A 19500-nucleotide genomic window follows, 5' to 3' on the forward strand; every position below is an offset into this window, starting at 1 on the left:
CGCGTTCGATTGCGCGCAGGATCAAGAAATGCTCCTGCACGAATGGTGAGCTAGACCGCTTTCTTTGTTGCAGCTCCAAGCTTCGTCGTCGGTCGCAAGCAGACCTTTGGTGAGCGCTGATGACCGAAATGGCTATTGGATTCGTCTCCCTCCGGCGAGGGCCGCCTTGTTGGATTAGTCCAATTGGTGCGTAACAGTCCGTATGGACAGCCATAAGCGCAGTACTCAGCTTGAACGGCTTGAGGTGGTCGAGACTGGTCGTCGTCGGCGCTGGTCGGATGACGAGAAGCTGCGGATCGTGACCGAGAGCTTTGAAGCGCCGCGCGCTATATCGTCGACGGCGCGGCGGCATGGCATATCACGTTCGTTGCTGATGACGTGGCGTCGCGCGTTCGGGCCCGAGCCGATCAGCCCTCAAAGCGAACAATCTGGCTTTGCGCGGGTCGTCCTGGCCGCTGAGGTCGAGCCGGCGGTTGCTGCCACACCGCCGAGTGGGCAGATGGTGATCGTGATTGGCAGGGATCGTCGCGTGATTGTCGACGCCAGCGTCGATGCGGCGGCGCTGGCGCGGGTGCTGCAGGTTCTGGAGCGTCGATGATACCGGTCGCTTCGAACGCACGGATCTGGATTGCGACCGGCCACACCGACATGCGCAAGGGCATGCAGGGTTTGTCATTATTGGTGCAGGAAAGCCTTGGTCGTGATCCGTTCGCCGGAGATGTCTTCGTGTTCCGCGGACGCGGCGGTTCGCTGATCAAGGCCTTGTGGCACGATGGAGTTGGACTGTCGCTCTACGCCAAGCGGTTGGACCGTGGCCGTTTTGTTTGGCCGGCGACGGTGAGCGGTGTGGTGGGGCTGACCGCGGCCCAGATGAGTTATCTGCTGGAGGCGATCGACTGGCGCAACCCGCAGCATACGTGGCGGCCACAGAGCGCGGGATAGGCTCAAAAAGTTCTGAGGTGCGGAAGAAAAGACGCCTCAAATCGCTCCTTTTGTGATTCCATCGGGGCCATGGGTGACGGCCTTGAATCGCTGCCAGACGACGTCGAAACGCTGAAAGCGGCATTGATCGTTGCTCGCGCGGAGGCTGCGGCCGCCCGCGCTGAGCAGTCCGACAACCGGGCGCTGATCGCCCATCTCAAGCTGCAGATCGAGAAACTTAACCGCGACCGCCATGGTCCGCGCTCGGAGCGTACCGCGCGGCTATTGGATCAGCTTGAACTGACGTTGGAGGAGCTGGAGAGTTCGGCGACGGAGGACGAACTCACCGCCGAAATGGCCACGGCCAAAACCACGAAGGTGGCGTCGTTCACGCGCAAGCGGCCGTCACGCCAGCCGTTCCCGGAGCATCTGCCTCGCGAGCGGGTGATGGTGCCGGGACCTGTGGCGTGCGCCTGCTGTGGCGGCGCACGGCTGTCCAAGCTCGGCGAGGACATCACCGAGACGCTGGAGGTGATCCCGAAATCCTGGAAAGTGATCCAGCACGTCCGCGAGAAGTTTACTTGCCGTGATTGCGAGAAGATCAGCCAGGCTCCGGCGCCATTCCATGTGCTTGCCCGCGGCTGGGCGGGGCCAAGCCTGCTGGCGATGGTGCTGTTCGAGAAGTTTGGTCAACATCAGCCGCTGAACCGGCAAGCGGAGCGCTATGCCAAGGAGGGTGTGCCGATCAGTCTGTCGACCCTCGCCGACCAGGTCGGCGGTTGTACGGCCGCGTTGATGCCCTTGTTCCGGCGCCTCGAGGCCCATGTGCTGAGCGCCGAGCGATTGCACGGGGACGACACTACGATCCCGGTCCTGGCCAAAGCCAAGACCGACACCGGCCGGATCTGGGTCTATGTGCGCGACGACAAGCCTTTTGGAGGGCAGGCCCCGCCAGGGGCGGTGTTCTATTACTCGCGCGATCGGGCCGGCGAGCATCCCCAGGCTCACTTGGCCAACTACAGCGGAATCTTCCAGGCCGATGCCTATGGCGGCTATGGCAGGCTTTACGAACCGGGCCGCAACGCAGGTCCGATCCTGGAAGCCGCGTGCTGGGTCCATGCCCGGCGGCCGTTCTTCGTGATGGCTGATCTGGCCGAGAATGCGCGTCGCAAGGCTCAGGGCAAGAAGCCGGCAGTGATCTCGCCGCTGGCGCTGGAAACAGTCCGCCGGATCGACGCCCTGTTCGAGATCGAGCGAGGCATCAACGGCGAGACGCCCGAACGGCGCCGGGCCGTCCGCCAGGAATTGAGCGCGCCGCTGATCGCCGATTTAGAAGCCTGGATGCGCGAGCAACGCGCCAAGCTCTCGCGCAGCAACGATGTCGCCAAGGCCATGGACTACATGCTCAAGCGTTGGAGCGCATTTACCCGCTTCCTCGATGACGGCCGCATCTGCCTGTCCAACAATGCGGCGGAGCGTGGCGTGCGCGGCATCGCTTTAGGTCGGAAGTCGTGGTTGTTCTGCGGCTCGGATCGCGGCGGCGAGCGGGCGGCCGTGATGTACAGCCTGATCGTCACCGCCAAGATGAACGACGTCGATCCGCAAGCCTGGCTCGCCGACGCTCTGGCGCGCATCGCGGAGCATCCCGTCCAAAGGCTCGACGAACTGCTGCCATGGAATTGGCGCTCTGCCATCCGGAACGTTGATCAAGCCGCCTGAGCCGAAAATGACCCGCGCGCGGTCTTCGCCGGATGCTACTTGGATTCTCAACACGTCGCGCCCTCATGTGATTGAATGAGGTACCTCCTCCGAGCCATTGGCTCGGATAGGTGAACTCAGCGAGTATCGAGACAAATCGCAGTTCGTCGCGTCTCGGATTCAGCGAGTCGGAGCTTTCTGTCATCAGCTGTTCTGAAGAGGCGAGCGGACCGCGACAGCGGCGCGCCTAAATCTCTGTTGCCGCACTCCGGAGGGAATTCATGCGGACGCCAAGTAGCCCCCGTTCCAAGACTGCAGTGGTGGTCGCCTTGGAGCCTGCTCTCTCGACCAACACGCACCGCGATCTCTCACGCTTCGTCTGTCCCGTCCGCCTTCTGGGGCCGCTGCAGAGACGAACGCAAAGAGCAGCGCACCTTGATGAAAAAGGTTGCGCGCATCGAAACGCAACGGAGGGCTGACGATCATGACCACAACTCCGAGCCACATTGTCGTCCTTTCCCTGGAAAACGAGAACTACTCCGACATCATAGGTAATCCCCAAGCGCCTTACCTGAACTCGCTGATCGCTCAGGGGATGCTGCTCACCAACGACTATGGTGTGACCCATCCGAGTCAGCCCAATTACATTGCCCTGTTTTCCGGCTCGACGCAGGGCGTCACCACCAACGGCGCCGTTACCCAGCTTCCGGCCAGCGTACCGACGCTGGCGAGCACGCTCGCCGCCAGCGGTTACACCTTCGGCGGTTATGCCGAATCCACGGCGGTGCCCGAACGCCAACCTTGGATCCACTTCGCCAACTCGGCCAATGACGGTCACGATTTCAGCACTTTTCCTCAGACCGCGGCCGGGTTCGCCAACCTTCCGACCGTCTCCTTTGTTTCGCCCGATGACACCCACAACATGACGCCGACGAGCGACAATGGCGGCGGGATTCCGGCGGGCGATGCCTGGATCCAGACCAATCTCTCCGCCTACGCTGCCTGGGCGGAGGCCAACAATTCGCTGCTGATCGTCACCTTCGACGAAAACAACACTAATCCGGCGGTGACCTACCCCAATCACGTTGCGGCGATCGTCGTCGGCGCGGGCGTCCCGGCGGGGGCCGTCAACGACTCGCCGGCTGATCCCTATTCCCTGCTTGCCACGATCGAAAGCCTTTACGGCGCCACGGCGATCGGCGCCAGCGCCGGCGTGCCGGCGCTCAACTTCTATTCGGCGACGCCACCGACGTCGTCCGCCTCGGTCACCTTGTCATTTTCTGGATTGTCCGACCCGAGCAACACTCCGCCGCAAAATGCGTTGGCGGTAGGGCCGAATTACATTTTCACCTCGGAGACCACGCACTACGAGATAACCGACCTTAGCGGCCATCCAATCGTATCCAACGGATCGTTGTACAGCTTGTTCTCGCCGCTTGGCGCTACGCTCGACAACAACCTTCTCGACGCGCGCGCCACCTATGACAGTTCGACCGGGCACTACGTGGTCATCGCGGATAATTTTCAACCGGGAACCGGGAACTTCGCCACCAATATCGATATCGCCGTGTCGATAGATAGCAATCCGAACGACGGCTGGTATTTGGCTTCGATCGACACGTCCAACGGCGCCACGACCCAATCGGACATGCCCTATCTGTCGGTCAGCAACGGCAAAATCTATATCTCCGCGCCCGAATTTCTCGACGCGGGAGGCGGCTACAACAACGGCGAATTCGTCGTCAACGAAAGCAGCGTCATAGCCGCCGCAAACACCGCGATCACGCCTGACGCCAGCACTAGCGTGTCAGGGACCGGCGGCATCATGCGCAATATCGCCGCCGACAACGGGGTGACCTACTATTTGAGCGCCCATTCGACCGCCAGGGAGACCGCGCTCGCATATCAAACGTACGATCCGACGCATGGCTTCAGCGGGACCCAAACGCTCTACCTCGGTGACGCCGATGTGGGCGGAAGCAACAACACCGCCGCGCAGTTGGGCACGACCAAGACGCTCGGCATTGGCGACGGGCGCATCCAAGGCCTTGCCTACACTTCCTCGGGAGGACACAATTACGTCTACGGCGTGAGCGAAGCCATGCCGAGTGCGGGGGGGCTCGCGCAAATCGAGTGGTTCAAGCTCGATGTCACCGATCCCACGAATCCGCAATTTGTCATCGGGAACGTCATTTCCGGCGCGTCCCTCGGCACGGGTGTGGCTGTGTTCACCCCTTCGATTGCGGTCGACCAGAACGGCGACGTGCTCATCAATTTCTCGGCCTCCGGGCCGAACATGTATCCTTCCGACTATTATACGGTGCTCGGCGCCGGCGCTTCCGCCTTCACCGCGCCGACGCTTTACCAGGCGAGCACCACGTTTTTCGATTCAGGCGCTCTGAACGACCAGCGCTGGGGCACCTATTCGACCGCTATCGCCGATCCGAACAACCCGAACGGGTTCTGGATATCGAATGAATATATCGCCAACGGATGGTGGCAAACGGCGGTAGCTCAGGTCAGCGTCCATCCGGATACGACGCCGCCGGTCGCGCCGACCGGCCTGTCCCTCGACGCGACGACGGACAGCGGTACGATCGGCGATCGCATTACCAACTTTACGCACGTCAAGATCGACGGCGCGGCCGAGCCCGGCGGCGCGGTGACACTGTATGACAGCAACGGCACCACAGTGCTTGGCACGGGCACCGCGGACCTGACGACTGGTGCGTTCAGTATCACGACATCGGCGCTGGCTGATGGGACGCACAATATCAACGCGAAGGCGACCGATGCGTGGGGGAATACGAGCACTGCGTCCGCCGTCTTCGCGGTGACGGAGGACACCACGGCGCCGATCCCGCCGACCGGCCTGTCGCTCGACGCGACGACGGACAGCGGTACGATCGGCGATCGCATCACCAGCTTTGGGCAGGTCAAGATCGACGGCACGGCCGAGCGCGGCAGCACGGTGAAGCTGTATGATACGAACGGCATCACAGTGCTCGGCACGGGCACTGCGAACCCGGCGACCGGCGCGTTCAGTATCACGACATCGGCGCTGGCTCAGGGGACGCACAATATCACCGCGAAAGCGACCGATGCGGCGGGGAATACCGGCGCGGCATCTGCCGTCCTTGCGGTGACAGAGGACACCACGGCGCCGACGGGCGGCACGCCGGATCTCATCGCGGCTTCCGATACCGGTTCGTCGAGCACGGACAATATCACCAAAGATACCGCGCCGGCGTTCCAGGTGGCGCTCAATCCCACCGTGCGGGCGGGCGATACCATCGAGTTGAAACTCGGTGGCGCATCGCTGACGCATCCCGTCCTGCACACGATCACCGCAGGCGACGTGGCGGCCGGATCCGTCCAGTTGACCGTGACGGCCGGCGATCTTGGCGCGGACGTCACGAAGTCGATCACCGCGTTCTTTGACGACGCCGCCGGAAATTCATCGACGACCGCGGCGCTGATGATCACGCTCGACACCACGATCGCGACGCCGACCGTGGCGCTGACCGATGACACCGGCATCTCGAACACCGACCACACCACACGGGATGACGCGCTGACCATCAGCGCGGCGGCCGGCGATGTTACCCGCACCTACTCAGTGGACGGCGGGACGCCATCGGCGAGCTACGTCGCGCCGATGATGGACGGCAGCCACTCCGTGCTTGTGACCGATACCGATACTGCCGGCAACACGGCCAGTGCCAGCATCACCTTCACGCTCGATCAGACGGACGTCAATTTTGGTACGTCTGGCGGCATGTCCAACTTGCTGCTCCAGAACGACACCAGCCATGGCATTGCGGTTTGGGAAATGAATGGAACAACGGTGGTGGCGAATCCCCAGATCGGGACCGCGCCGTCAGGGTCCGAACTCGCCGCCACGGGAGACTTCAACGCTGACGGCAAATCCGACTTACTGTTTGTCAACGACACGACCCATGCCGTTACGATCTGGGAAATGAACGGCACGCAGGTGATCGCGAACACCACGGTCGGCACCATTAATGCCGCTGCCGGCTGGCAATTCGAGGGCACCGGTGATTTCAACGGTGACGGCAAGACCGACCTGCTTCTCTTCAATGACAACACGGATGGCGTTGCGGTCTGGGAGATGAACGGAACCCAGGTCATGGCCAACCCGCAAATCGGTACCATCAATACCGCTTCCGGCTGGCACTTCGCCGACACTGGTGACTTCAACGGTGACGGCAGGACCGACCTGCTGCTTCTCAACTCAACTACGCATGGCGTAGCGATCTGGGAGATGAACGGAACCCAGGTCATGGCCAATCCGCAGATCGGTACCATCAATGCCGCTGCCGGCTGGCAATTCGAGGGGACCGGCGACTTCAACGGTGACGGCAAGACCGACCTTCTGCTTCTCAATCCAACCACCAATGGAGTTGCGATCTGGGAGATGAACGGCACCCAGGTCATGGCCAACCCACAAATCGGTACCATCAATGCCGCGGCCGGCTGGCACTTCGCCGACATCGGTGACTTTAACGGCGACGGCAAGACCGACCTGCTGTTGCTCAACAACACGAACGGCGGCGTCGCGATTTGGCAGATGAACGGCACCCAGCTCACAGCCAACCCGCAGATCGGCGTCATGGACCCCGGCTTCCAGTACGTCGGCAAGGGCGACTACAACGGCGATGGCAAGAATGATCTTCTGTTCGAGAACAATACCACCCATGCGTTGTCGGTCTGGGAGATGAACGGCACACAGGTCGAAGCCAAGGCTCAAATCGGAACAATCAATGCAGCAGCCGATTGGCATCTCGTTAGCTGAGGTGTGCGCTGGCATGATGTCCCGCCAGTTGCCCCCTTTCCGCGTCAGCGCTCGAATGCCCTTGATATTGAGCGATGACGAGCTCGCCGAACTAAAGTCGCTGACCATGCCGCGAAGTCAGGGCCGGAGTTGGCTCTAAGAGTCCGAATCGTGCTGACCTGCGCGGAAGGCAGTCAGAACAAGGAAGTGCGGCCAAGCTGGGCCTGCACTAGGCGACGGTCGGTAAGTGGCGGCGACGGTCTATGGAGCGGCGGTTGGACGGGCAGCATCACGAGGAGCGCTCCGAGCGTCGCGCACTATTGACGATGTTCGTATCGAAGCTGCGGTCGTGAGGACACTGGAAAGTTGCCCTGAGAACGCCACCCATTGGAGTTCCGGCGCGCAGCCTGTCGGTGTCGACGGTGCAACGCATCTGGCGGGCTTTCGGGCTCCAGCCGCATAGATTGGAGACATTCAAGCTTTCCACGGATCCAAACTTCGTGGCCAAACTGCGCCACGTGTGAGTGCACGTTTATCCGCCGGAGCACGCTATCGTTCTATGTGTGGACGAGAAGTCCCAAATCCAGGCGCGGGACCTCAGTCAGCCGATGCTGCCGATGCGTCCCGGCCAGCCGGCTCAAAGAAGCCATGACTACACGAGGCACGGCACCACGTCGCTATTGCTGCCCTCGTTATTGCGACCGGACGGGTCATCGGCAAGTGCTATGGATGCCACCTTTCTGCCGAGTTCCGCAGGTTGCTCGACGAGATCGAGGCCGCCATGCCGCGCGAACTCGACGTCGATCTCGTCATGGACAATTACGTCGCGCATAAAACCACCCTGGTCCGAAGATGGCTGGCTAAAAAGCCTGGTTGGCACGCGCACCTGACCCCGACCAGTTCGTCATAGTTCAACCAAGTCGAGCGCTTCTTCGCGCTCCTTACCGATAAGAAGATTGGGCGCGGCGTCTGTCGCAGCGTCGCCGCCCTCAGAGCTGACATCAAATCGTTCATCGACCGACACAAAGCCGATCCCAAACCGTTCCGATGGGACAGGTCCTCCGCTGATGACATCCTTGCTTCCATCGAGCGATTCTGCCGATACAATACCCCAGCAGAGCACGGCACGAAGTTGAAAACATCCGGTTCCGGCCACTAGACGACCGATTCCATGAAACCGGCATGCACGGAACTGGAAGTGTGTTCGTGGATTCCTCGTTTGAGTCTGTTCGAACGAGGATGGGTATCATGGCAACATGGCGGCAAGCAGTCGAGTTGGCGATGAGCCGGGAGAAAACGGCTATCCGCATGAGCTGTGGACGACGCGGCTGCTGGCACGCCATGCGCGCGAGCACGGCCCATCGGCGGGGCACCGGTGCCTTGCCCATCTGGTCCAGGGCACGGTGTGCAAGATTCTCGGCCAAGAGGAAATCAAGCCGCACAAGGTGCGCTACTACCTGGAGCGTCGCGATGCCGAGTTCGAGCAGAAAATGGCGGAGGTCCTGGGTATCTATCGCGAGGTCCAGATCCTGAAAAAAGCCGCAGCCAAGTCGAAGAAAGTCAAGTCGAAGAAATCGGGCAAGCCGGTGACGATCGTCTCCTACGACGAAAAGCCGGGGATCCAAGCCATCGCGACGACGGCGCCGGATTTGCCGCCCGTGCCGGGCATTTACCCGGCCTTTGCTCGCGATTTTGAGTATCGACGCCATGGCACGAATTGATTTGCTGACCGGGAAGATTCACGCGCTCGTCAAAGACCGCCACCGCAGCCGCGAGTTCATCGAATTCCTCAAACTTCTCGATGCCGCTTATCCGGCCGGGACCACGATCAAATTGGTCCTCGACAATCATTCCGCACATATCTCGAAGGAAACCAGAGCCTGGCTCGATGCACGACCCGTAGGCCGTTTCGCATTTACGTTCACACCCAAGCACGGCTCCTGGCTCAACCTCATCGAGGGCTTCTTCTCCAAGTTTGCTCGCTCCGTCTTGCGCCACATCCGGGTGACCTCAAAACACGAGCTCAAAGAGCGCATCATGGCCGGCATCGACGATGTCAATCGGCATCCGGTTGTCCACACTTGGTCCTACAAGCTCGCTGAGGCGGCCTGATATGATTCGAACCACGAAAACGCTGACCTAGGGCGTTTCTCAAGGGCAGGGGCTCGATAGGCCCTGATGGAGCTGATCATCGACTACGCCAGGTCGGAAAGGCTAAGGACCATCTCGGGCGACGTGCTCAAGGAGAACGTTGTGATGATCGAGATGTGTCGGCTGCTCGGATTCGAGATCAAGCCGGATCCTACGGAGCCTGATATCTGCGACGTCCGGCTAAAGCTCTGAGCACGGGTCGAGGCCCCGGCTGCGCCTGAATCGTCCGCGGCACGCGGAGGCGCCCCGGCCGTGCCCGCCGTTCCGATGTGCCACGAGTTCGGCTGAGACTTGCCGTCTCTGCAACTCTGCATGGTCGGAAATGCATCGACGCACCCTGCGGATGCGCTTTCATGACGCGACCGCGGCATTTTAACGACATTTGACTAAAACTGTGCCTGTGCTTTCCGGTTGAAAAGCCCGGCAACACTGACTACGCAGGAACTCCAATGCCTCGCAGTCTTAGGAGTCCCGGCGTGCCTCAGGACAAGACCGGCGACCCCCGACAGTCGTCGGGCAACAAACTCTCAGTCCTGCGCAAGCACCCGATCTTCGCAGATCTGGAACCGGACGCGCTTGATCAGCTCTGCCGCTATGCCAAGCACACCACGGTCAAGCGTGGCTCGACCATCGCCGCCAAGGGCGACCCCGGCAACAATCTGTTCGCGGTGATCTCCGGAACAGTAAAAATTTCCTCCTCGTCGCCCGACGGCCGGAACGCCATTCTCAATCTGATCGGTCCCGGAGAAATCTTCGGCGAGATCGCCGTACTCGATGGTGCACCGCGGTCGGCGGACGCGACCGCCAATACCAATTGCGAACTCTACATCATCGACCGCCGCGACTTTCTGCCGTTCGTGAAGAGTCAGCCGGCGCTCGCGATGAAATTCATCGAACTGCTCTGTGCGCGGCTGCGCTGGACCAGCCAGCAGGTCGAGCAGGTGATCTTGCAGAATCTGCCGGGCCGGTTGGCGAGCGCGCTGCTCGGCCTCACCGAGGAGCGCAAGTTCGACTCGGGCAGCGGCACACTCGCGATCACCCAGCAGGAGATCAGCGAGATGGTGGGGATGACGCGCGAGAGCATCAACAAGCAATTGCGCGCATGGTCCGGACGCAACTGGGTGCGCCTCGAGCATGGCGCCATCGTCGTGCTTGATACCGATGCGCTGCGCGCGCTCGCCGAGAGTGGCCTCGAGGGCGAGTGAGCTTCTCGCGGTGGGGGACTCTGCCCACGTAACGCTCCCTCGTGTCTGTATTCGGAAAAATTGAACTTTCTGCCGATTGTCCGCGGGGGCACCGCGTGGTTGATCGATGCAACTCCAGCATCGATCAATGCCGCATTTGGCTTGGACTCAGAATGCCGCCCGCCCTAGGGACGACGCTGGCGATATCGCGCCGGTGCGGCGCGTTCGTACAGGATGAGGCGATCGTCTCGCCCGAACCTCAAGCCGCAATCAATAGCGGTCGAGCACAACACCAGAGGAATGTCCATGGATACGATGAGCATCGCTACCGCCCATCCGGCATTGGCCGGTGACGCGGCCCGATTGCCGGGGAGCCGGCACTTGCCGCGCAGGTCCCCCGTAGGAGCGGGCGCGATGAGCGTCGCACTGTCCCGGGCAGACACTACCAACGAGCCAAATCCCCTCGACTCCGCTACGCAACCCTACGAAGGTGGTGCAGTTGCAGCGCTTGACTTCACACCCGAAGTGGAGCGACCCAAGGCGGCCCGCAGCACGTGCCCAACGACGACATAATCAACTCAGGAGGAAACCCCAGATGAAGACATTAATCGGTATCATCGCAGCCGCTGCATTGGCGGTGTCGGCGCCGCTCGCAACCGCACGCGATTTCCGCTCCGCCGACGTCCATCCGGCCGACTATCCGACCGTCGAAGCCGTCAAGTTCTTGGGCAAGCAGCTTGCGACAGCGAGCGGCGGCAAGCTTGGCGTGAAGGTATTTCCGAACGGAGCTCTGGGCTCCGAGAAGGACACCATCGAGCAGCTCAAGATCGGCGCGCTCGACATGATGCGGATCAACTCATCGCCGCTCAACAATTTCGTGCCTGAGACCGTCGCGCTTTGCCTGCCCTTCGTGTTCCGCGACACCCAGCATATGCGCAACGTTCTCGACGGGCCGATTGGCGACGAGATCCTGGCCGCCATGGAGCCGGCCGGCCTGATCGGCCTCGCCTATTACGACAGCGGCGCCCGTTCGATTTACACCGTCAAGGCACCGATCAAGTCGCTTGCAGACGTCAAGGGCCTGAAGATCCGCGTCCAGCAGTCTGATCTGTGGGTCGGCATGATCGAGAGCCTCGGCGCCAACCCGACGCCGATGCCGTATGGCGAGGTCTACACCGCCCTCAAGACCGGTCTGGTGGACGCCGCCGAGAACAATTGGCCTTCCTACGAGTCCTCGCGCCACTTCGAGGCCGCCAAGTTCTACAATGTCACCGAGCACTCGCTGGCGCCCGAAGTCCTGGTGATGTCGAAGAAGGTCTGGGACACGCTCAGCAAGGAGGATCAGGCGATGATCCGCAAGGCGGCCAAGGAATCGGTGCCCGTCATGCGCAAGCTCTGGGACGAGCGTGAGCAGGCTTCGCGCAAAACCGTCGAGGCAGCCGGCGTTCAGGTCGTCACGATCGCGAACAAGCAGGAGTTCGTCGATGCGATGAAGCCGGTCTACGCCAAGTTCGCCGGTGACGACAAGCTGCAGAGCCTCGTCAAGCGCATTCAGGCCACGAAGTAGCACTACAGCGCATTCGGTCCGGCGTCGCCGCGAGGCGGCACCGGGCCCTTGCTAGGAGACGATGATGACAGACCCTCACGTTGCAAGCCACGAGCAGGAGGTAGAGGGGCGACCGTCCACCGGCTTGCTGTCGCGGATCAATGCCGTCATCGCCCGGCTCGGCATGTATCTGTCCGTGACCGGCCTGCTCGTCATCGTCACCATCGTGTTCTACCAGGTGTTCGGGCGTTACGTGCTCAATTCCAGCCCGACCTGGACGGAGAATCTCGCACTGGTGCTGATCCTCTACGTCACGCTGATCGGCGCCGCCGTCGGCGTACGCGATGCCGGACATATCGGCATGGACAGCTTGCTGGTGATGCTTCCGGATCATGTACGCGAGAAGATCGAGCTCGTGATCCACGTCCTGGTGGCGATCTTCGGCGTTGCGATGGTCTACAACGGCTGGATCCTCGGCGCGTCGGTCGGAACCGTGAAGATCCCCAATCTCGGCCTTCCCGAGGTCGTCCGTTACGTGCCACTGATCGCCTCCGGCGTTCTGATCGTCTCCTTCTCAATCGAGCACATCATTGCTCTCCTGCGTGGCGAAGAGGTCGTCCCCTCATGGAACTGATTATTCTCGGCGCCACCTTCTTCGGCTTCCTTGTCCTCGGCGTACCGGTCGCCTTCGCGATCGGGCTGTCGGCGATTTGCACCATCCTTTACGAAGGCCTGCCGGTCGCCGTCATCTTCCAGCAGATGATGTCGGGGATGAACATCTTCTCGTTCCTGGCCATTCCGTTCTTCGTCTTCAGCGGTGAGCTGATGCTGCATGGCGGCGTCGCCGACAAGATCGTGCAGCTCGCCAAGAATCTCGTCGGACACATCCGCGGCGGCCTCGGCATGTCGAACGTGGTCGCCTGCACGCTGTTCGGCGGCGTCTCCGGCTCGCCCGTGGCCGACGTATCGGCGATGGGCGCGGTGATGATCCCGATGATGAAAAAGGAAGGGTTCGACACCGACTACGCCGTCAATGTCACCACCCATGCCTCGCTGGTCGGAGCGCTGATGCCGACCAGCCACAACATGATCATCTATGCGCTCGCCGCCGGCGGCAAGGTCTCGATCGGCGCACTGATCGCCGCCGGCCTCCTGCCGGCGATGGTGCTGATGGTGTGCATGCTGGCCGCCGCCTACGCGGTGGCGGTGAAGCGCGGCTATCCGGCCGGCAAGTTCCCGGGCTGGGCCGAGGTGTTTCGCTCGTTCACAGCCGCGCTGCCCGGCCTTCTGATCGTCGGCATCATTCTGTCCGGCATCCTGTCCGGTGTCTTCACGGCAACTGAGTCCGCTGCCGTCGCGGTTACCTATACGATCCTGCTGACGTTCTTCATCTACCGCACCATGACCTTGTCGAACTTCCTGCGCGCCGCAGCGAAGGCGGTGAAGACGACGGGCGTGGTGTTGCTGCTGATCGGCGTCTCCACCATGTTCCAGTATCTGATGGGCCTCTATGAGGTCGCCGACTTCGCTGGCGACCTCATGAGCAAGGTCTCGACGCAGCCCTGGATGATCTTCCTGCTCATCAACGTCATCCTGTTCTTGCTCGGCACGTTCATGGACATGGCGGCGACCATCCTGATCTGCACCCCGATCTTCCTGCCGATCGCGATGAAGGCGGGCATGGATCCGGTGCAGTTCGGCATGCTGATGCTGATCAACTGCGCCCTCGGGCTGAACACCCCGCCGGTCGGCACGACGCAGTTTGTGGGTTGCGCCATTGGCGGCATCTCGGTCGGCGCGGTGATGCGCACCATCATGCCGTTCTACGCGGCCCTGATCGCGGCGCTGATGTTCGTGACCTATGTCCCGGCCTTCTCGCTGTGGCTGCCCCGTCTGCTGATGGGATATAAGGGATAGCAGTCGTGCGTTCGCCGGCATTGGCCGGCGAACCGCGCTTGCGATAGTTTGCGTCACAGCAACAGGGAGAATCTGTCCGTGACTGACTATCGCAAGCTCTTCGATCTGACCGGCAAGACGGCCGTGGTGCTCGGCGCCGCATCGGGCATCGGCAAATCGTCGGCCGAGGCGCTGGCCGGACTTGGCGCCCGCGTCGTCTGCGCCGATCGCGCGCTTGACGCGGCAGAGGCGACGGCCGCGGGCATTCGCGACAAGGGCGGTTGGGCCGAAGCGGCCGCATGCGATGCCGCGAGCGCTGCCGACGTCAACGCGCTCGCCAAAACCGTGATGCAGAAGTTTTCGCGGCTCGACATCGCCGTGACCACGCCCGGGCTCAACATCCGCAAGACCATCCTCGACTACACCGAGGAGGATCTCGACCGCGTCCTGAACCTCAACGTCAAGGGAACGGTCTGGTTCTTCCAGGCCTTTGGCCGCATCATGGTCGAGCAAAAGGGCGGCAGCATCATCGCCTGCTCCTCGGTGCGTGCGGTGACCATTGAGCCGGGCCTCGGCGTCTATGGATCGACCAAGGCCGCGATTGGTCTGCTGGTGAAGGGCTTTGCCTCCGAGGTCGGCCTCTCCGGCGTTCGCGTCAACGCGATCGCGCCGAGCATCGCCGAGACCGCGCTGACCAGCCCGTTCAAGCAGCGTCCCGACATCTACAATCTCTACGCCGGCCACACCGTGTTCAACCGCTGGAGCAGCGCCGACGAGGTCGCGACGGCGGTGGCCTATCTCGCGTCGGACGCCGCGAGCTATGTCAGCGGCAGCACGCTGTTCGTCGATGGCGGCTGGACCGGGGTCGACGGTCCGCCGACCGGCCTTACCCAGCTGCACACATAAGGTTCGCATCTAGCCGGCAAAGCCCGCGCGCCGGCGCAGGTCCCTGTGATCTGCGCCAGTCAGCAGTGCGATCAGCGCGGCGGCTTCGTTCGGATGTGCCGCTTGCGTGGTCACGCCGGCGGTATACATCGTCACCAGCTCGCAGCCCGGCGGCAGCGAACCCGATAGTGCGATGCCGTCGGTTGCGATGATCTCGGTCGCCTGCGTGCATCCGATCGGCCGCGTCGCGGTGGACGCCGCCAGCTCGCGCATCGCTGTTGCGCCGTTCGGAAAGATCTTCAGCCGCGATGTGACCTCATAGGCGATGCCGAGCTGATCCAGCACTTTTGCGACGTGCTGGCCCGCGGTCGAGGCCTTGGTGTTGGGAACGTAGATGGCGTCCGCGGAGCGCAGGACCTCGCGCAGATCGGCCTCCGTGTTTACGGTTACCCTGGGATCGCGGCTGCGGACCGCCAGCGCGGTCTCGACCCGGCCGACATCGGCTATCGAGGAGGCGACGAGAAGCTTCTCCGCGGCAAGTTTTGCCAGCAGAGCCTTCGTCAGGATCACGAGATCCGCCGGCGTGGCCGCGCGCAGCTTGTCCGCCATCACACCGACCGCGCCGAATTCGCCGTCGATGCCGAAACCGGTCTGCGCCTTGAAGGCCTCGCTGAGGCCGCGCACCAGGCCTTGCGCCGCGCCGCCGCTCAAAATGTTCACTGTGGTCACGATGCAAGCTCCATGGCTGCGATGATTTTGTCGCGTGTGATCGGCAGGTCGCGTATGCGCACGCCAAGGCAATCATGGACCGCATTCGCGATGGCCGCCGTCACAGGGCCGTGCGCGGCCTCGCCGGCCCCGACCGGCTCGATCTCCGGCCGCTGGATGATCTCCACATCGACCATTGGCACCGCGCTGAATGTCAGGATCGGATAGTCCGTCCACGAGGTCGATGTGATGCGCAACGGATCGAAGCGGACGCGCTCCTTCAGCACCCAGCTCGTCGCCTGGATCGCGCCGCCCTCGATCTGGTTGATGACGCCGTCCGGATTGATGGCTTCGCCGACATCGACCGCAAGCGTCAGCCGTCTCACGCGGATCTCGTCGGTGCCTTCGATCTCGGCGATCCCTGCACAATGGGCGCCGGTGTTCTTGTAGCGGGCAAAGCCGACGCCGTAGCCGATGCCGGATCGCCGCTCGGGCTTCCAGGCCGCGCGTCGCGCCGCTGCGCGGATCACCTCGCGTGCCCGCTCGTAGCGGAGATGCTGCAGGCGAAACGCGATCGGGTCTTCGCCGCGCAAGGCGGCGATCTCGTCGACCAGAGATTCGATCGCGAACACATTGCCCTGCGCGCCGAGGCTTCGCAGCGCCGATGTGCGCACCGGCATGGTCAGGAGGCGATGGCTCGTGATCGTCCAGGCCGGGAAGTCGTAGAGCGGAACGGAATTGCGGTCTCCTCCTCCGCCATTGGCCGCGGGCGGATTCGTCGAGATCATGCGCGGATAGGGATTTGCGATCTCGCTTGCCGCCAGCAGCGCGGGCTGCGCCGCACGCCCGGGCCGCGCCGCGTGGCCGTTGCTCCAGATCGCATGGCGCCAGCCAATGATCTCGTTACCCGCGTCGAGATCGGCCTCGATCTCGATGGCCATCGCGGCACCAAACGGCGCGTGGGACATCTCGTCGTGGCGCGACCATTGCACCCGCACTGGTCGGCCGCTGGCGGTCCTGGCGAGCAGCACGGCATCGAGCGCGACATCGTCAGCCGCATTGTGCCCGTAGCAGCCAGCGCCCTCCATATGCTCAACGACGATGTTCTCAGTCGGCAGCTTGAGCACGATCGCGAGATCGGCGCGGAGCAGATAGACGCCCTGGCTGTGCGTCCAGACATGGACCCGGTCGCCATCCCATCGCGCCATCGCGCAGGACGGCGCGATCGAGCCATGCGCGATATAGGGCCGCGTGTATTGCCGGAGGAGCGTGCGTGTAGCTTGCTCTGTCGCGGCGGCTGCCCGGGTGTCGATGACCGTGGTCTCGACTGGCTGGCTTCTCAGGAAGCCAGCCAGATCGTCTTCGTCAGGAAGCGGCTCGCCGGCCGACCAGGTCGCATCCTTGCGTAGGGCCTTCAGCGCGGCTTCCGCCGCGACCTCACTGTCGGCCACGACGCCTGCAAAACTGCCGTCGCGGACGATGCCGATGAGCCCGGAAACGCCGCGTGCGGCCGCTTCGTCGAGCGCGATCAGCCTCGCGCCCGAGATGTCCGGCCGCAGCACGCGTCCATGCACCAGCCCCGGCAACGCGCAGTCATGGATGAACCGCGGCCGCGCGAACACCTTGTCGGGAATGTCGACGCGCTGGATCGCATGCCCGGCGACCACGCGCTTGGCGGCAGTCTTCGCCGAAGCGCCTGCGGTCGCATCGCGATCCAGCGAGACGTCGCCAGCCAGCTCCCAGTAGCTGGTCCTGATATTGCCGGGACCCGAGATCGTGCCGTCCTCGACACCGAGCAGCGCCGCATCGACGCCAAGACGTTCGGATGCTGCCGCGAGGAAGCGCTGGCGCACCTCAGAGCAGACGTGGCGCAGTGCGCGGCCGGACTGCTGGATCGACAGGCTGCCGGAAGTGACACCCTCATTCGGGCTCGCAGCCGTCGAGGCGCGGATCATGTCGATGCGGCCGATCTCGATGTCGAGCTCGTCCGCCGCGATCTGTGCCAGCGCCGTGACGATACCCTGGCCGATCTCGACCTTGCCGGGCGAGATCGCCACGCGGCCTTCGCCGGTGAACTTCACCCAGGACGACAGTCTAGGATTGGCTGCGAGGCTAAGCGGCAGTTTCGGGGCAGGGGGCGACGCACTCATGATGTTGCGATCTCCGATGCCACCCGGAGCACGGCGCGGACCATGCGGTTGTGCGATCCGCAGCGGCACAGATTGCGGTCGAGCGCCGCCCTGACCTCGGCTTCCGATGGCGATGGATTGCGCTTCAGCAGCGCCGCCGCGCTGATCAGGATCCCTGAGACGCAATAGCCGCATTGCATCGCTTGTTCGGCGATGAAGGCGCGTTGCAGCGGATGCGGTTGCTCGGCCGTGCCGAGGCCCTCCAGTGTGACGATTTCCTTGTCCGCCACCGACCACATCGGCATGTCGCAGGACGCCATCGCGCGGTTGTCGACCATCGCGTAACAGGCGCCGCATTCACCGGCCCCGCAGCCGAAATGGGGACTGGTGGTGCCGAGCTGGCCGCGCAGCACGTCGAGCAGCGTTTGATCGGGATCGGCATCCACCGCCACCGTCGCGCCGTTGAGCTGGAATCGAATGGTGGGCATGATCGGCGCGGCCTCAGGATTTATCGAACTTCTTGACGATTTCGGCCCATTTCGCGATGTCGCCCTGGAGGAACTTGTCGAACTCCTCCGGCGTCATCGACATGGGCACGGCACCCTGCTCGGTCCAGAGTTTTACGATGTCGGGCCGCTTCACCATCGCGTTCACGGCCGAATTGAGCTTGTCGATGACAAGTTTTGGCGTGCCCACTGGCGCCATCAGGCCGAGCCAGATCGTCGCCTCGTAGCCGGGAACGCCGGCCTCGCCGGCAGTCGGCACATTGGGCAGCACCGCGGACCGCTGCTGGCCGGTGGTCGCGAGGGCGCGGACCTGGTTTTCTCCGATGTTCGGCGCCATCGCCGGCACCGCGTCGATCATCATCTGCACCTGGCCGCCGATCACGCCGCTGCGCGCCTCGCCGCTGTTGCGGTAGGGGACGTGGACGATTTCGATGCCGGCCATCGCTTTGAACAGCTCGCCGGCCATGTGATAGGGCGTGCCCTGGCCGGAAGAGGCGTAGTTCAATTTGCCCGGCTGCGCCTTGGCGAGCGCGATGAACTCCTGCAGCGTCTTCGCCGGAACTTGCGGGTTCACCACGATCACGAGATCGGAATAGTTCACGGGCGCAATCGGTGCGAGGTCACGCATCAGATCGTATTTGCGCTGCTCCGGCGTCAGCAGCGATTCATTTGCGGTCTGGGTGTTGGACATCATCAGCAGGGTGTAGCCGTCGGCCGCCGACTTCGCCGCCTCGATCGTGCCGATGACGCCGCCCGCGCCGGTACGGTTCTCGACCACGAAGGGCTGGCCAAACCGCTCCTGGAGGGCGTTGCCGATCAGCCGCGCCGCGACGTCGGCCGGCCCGCCGGCGCCGAAGGGCACGACGATGCGGACCCCGTGCGCGGGATAGCCTTGCGCCAGGGACGGAGTTGCGGAGCATGCGGTGAGCAGGCCGGCGGCGAGCGCCAGCATCAATTGTCGAGCCGTCACGCCCACCTCCCTGAACTCGTTTTTGTTGGCCGGCACTGTAGCGACAGGGCGCGCGGGCCGTCGACGCCTCATAAAGTCGATTTCGGCCGGAATATCGGACCGTTTTCGGTG

16 protein-coding genes and 1 pseudogene are annotated in these 19500 nt (G+C 63.0%); 13 read left to right on the forward strand and 4 right to left on the reverse strand.

Annotation, left to right across the window (positions count from 1 at the left end; all coding sequences use genetic code 11):
- Positions 1-202 precede the first annotated feature (202 nt).
- From tnpA to ABID58_RS35180, 13 genes and pseudogenes are all read left to right on the forward strand, one after another.
- Positions 203-598 carry an IS66-like element accessory protein TnpA gene (tnpA, locus tag ABID58_RS35120; protein ID WP_148755214.1) on the forward strand — a complete coding sequence of 132 codons (396 nt, stop codon included), beginning with the start codon at positions 203-205 and terminating at the stop codon, positions 596-598.
- Positions 595-942: an IS66 family insertion sequence element accessory protein TnpB gene (tnpB, locus tag ABID58_RS35125; protein ID WP_148755213.1), complete on the forward strand. Its 348-nt coding sequence runs from the start codon at positions 595-597 to the stop codon at positions 940-942. Before tnpA ends, tnpB begins: the two co-directional genes overlap by 4 nt.
- 69 nt (positions 943-1011) lie before the next feature.
- Positions 1012-2640 (forward strand): IS66 family transposase, encoded by a 1629-nt coding sequence (gene tnpC / locus ABID58_RS35130; protein WP_354037457.1) that lies wholly within the window; start codon positions 1012-1014, stop codon positions 2638-2640.
- Between the two features lie 463 nt (positions 2641-3103).
- The gene (locus tag ABID58_RS35135) at positions 3104-7435 is read left to right on the forward strand and encodes an Ig-like domain-containing protein (RefSeq protein WP_354037458.1); all 4332 of its coding nucleotides are present in this window, start codon (positions 3104-3106) and stop codon (positions 7433-7435) included.
- 55 nt (positions 7436-7490) lie between these two features.
- Positions 7491-8573, forward strand: a pseudogene (locus ABID58_RS37470) (IS630 family transposase).
- Positions 8574-8670: 97 nt separating this feature from the next.
- Positions 8671-9135, forward strand: coding sequence for a hypothetical protein (locus ABID58_RS37475; RefSeq protein ID WP_502916455.1), 465 nt, complete (start codon positions 8671-8673; stop codon positions 9133-9135).
- Positions 9122-9526 carry an IS630 family transposase gene (locus ABID58_RS37480; protein WP_502916456.1) on the forward strand — a complete coding sequence of 135 codons (405 nt, stop codon included), beginning with the start codon at positions 9122-9124 and terminating at the stop codon, positions 9524-9526. The genes ABID58_RS37475 and ABID58_RS37480 overlap by 14 nt, the downstream gene beginning before the upstream one ends.
- Before the next feature lie 66 nt (positions 9527-9592).
- Complete coding sequence (locus ABID58_RS35155) at positions 9593-9757, forward strand: hypothetical protein (protein ID WP_354037463.1); 165 nt, start codon at positions 9593-9595, stop codon at positions 9755-9757.
- A 284-nt stretch (positions 9758-10041) separates the two neighbouring features.
- Positions 10042-10770: a Crp/Fnr family transcriptional regulator gene (locus tag ABID58_RS35160; protein ID WP_148751183.1), complete on the forward strand. Its 729-nt coding sequence runs from the start codon at positions 10042-10044 to the stop codon at positions 10768-10770.
- Between the two features lie 574 nt (positions 10771-11344).
- Positions 11345-12316 (forward strand): TRAP transporter substrate-binding protein, encoded by a 972-nt coding sequence (locus ABID58_RS35165; protein WP_148751185.1) that lies wholly within the window; start codon positions 11345-11347, stop codon positions 12314-12316.
- A gap of 64 nt (positions 12317-12380) precedes the next feature.
- Positions 12381-12929: a TRAP transporter small permease gene (locus tag ABID58_RS35170; RefSeq protein WP_354037465.1), complete on the forward strand. Its 549-nt coding sequence runs from the start codon at positions 12381-12383 to the stop codon at positions 12927-12929.
- Positions 12920-14212 (forward strand): TRAP transporter large permease, encoded by a 1293-nt coding sequence (locus tag ABID58_RS35175; protein WP_354037467.1) that lies wholly within the window; start codon positions 12920-12922, stop codon positions 14210-14212. Before ABID58_RS35170 ends, ABID58_RS35175 begins: the two co-directional genes overlap by 10 nt.
- A 78-nt stretch (positions 14213-14290) precedes the next feature.
- On the forward strand, positions 14291-15097 hold the full coding sequence (locus ABID58_RS35180) for an SDR family NAD(P)-dependent oxidoreductase (RefSeq protein WP_354037468.1): 807 nt from the start codon (positions 14291-14293) through the stop codon (positions 15095-15097).
- 9 nt (positions 15098-15106) lie between these two features.
- Here the strand turns inward: ABID58_RS35180 and ABID58_RS35185 are convergent, their stop codons facing one another.
- Genes ABID58_RS35185 through ABID58_RS35200 form a run of 4 tightly spaced genes read right to left on the reverse strand, consistent with a single transcriptional unit; the run spans position 15107 to position 19371 of the window.
- Positions 15107-15805: a molybdate ABC transporter substrate-binding protein gene (locus tag ABID58_RS35185; RefSeq protein WP_354037469.1), complete on the reverse strand. Its 699-nt coding sequence runs from the start codon at positions 15803-15805 to the stop codon at positions 15107-15109.
- Positions 15802-17934, reverse strand: a complete 2133-nt coding sequence (locus ABID58_RS35190) for a xanthine dehydrogenase family protein molybdopterin-binding subunit (RefSeq protein WP_354037471.1) — start codon at positions 17932-17934, stop codon at positions 15802-15804. Before ABID58_RS35190 ends, ABID58_RS35185 begins: the two co-directional genes overlap by 4 nt.
- Positions 17931-18401, reverse strand: coding sequence for a (2Fe-2S)-binding protein (locus ABID58_RS35195; protein WP_354037473.1), 471 nt, complete (start codon positions 18399-18401; stop codon positions 17931-17933). The genes ABID58_RS35190 and ABID58_RS35195 overlap by 4 nt, the downstream gene beginning before the upstream one ends.
- A 13-nt stretch (positions 18402-18414) precedes the next feature.
- Positions 18415-19371 (reverse strand): tripartite tricarboxylate transporter substrate binding protein, encoded by a 957-nt coding sequence (locus ABID58_RS35200; protein ID WP_354037491.1) that lies wholly within the window; start codon positions 19369-19371, stop codon positions 18415-18417.
- Positions 19372-19500 lie beyond the last annotated feature (129 nt).

This window comes from Bradyrhizobium sp. S3.2.6, from assembly GCF_040546885.1.
Classification (GTDB): domain Bacteria; phylum Pseudomonadota; class Alphaproteobacteria; order Rhizobiales; family Xanthobacteraceae; genus Bradyrhizobium; species Bradyrhizobium cytisi.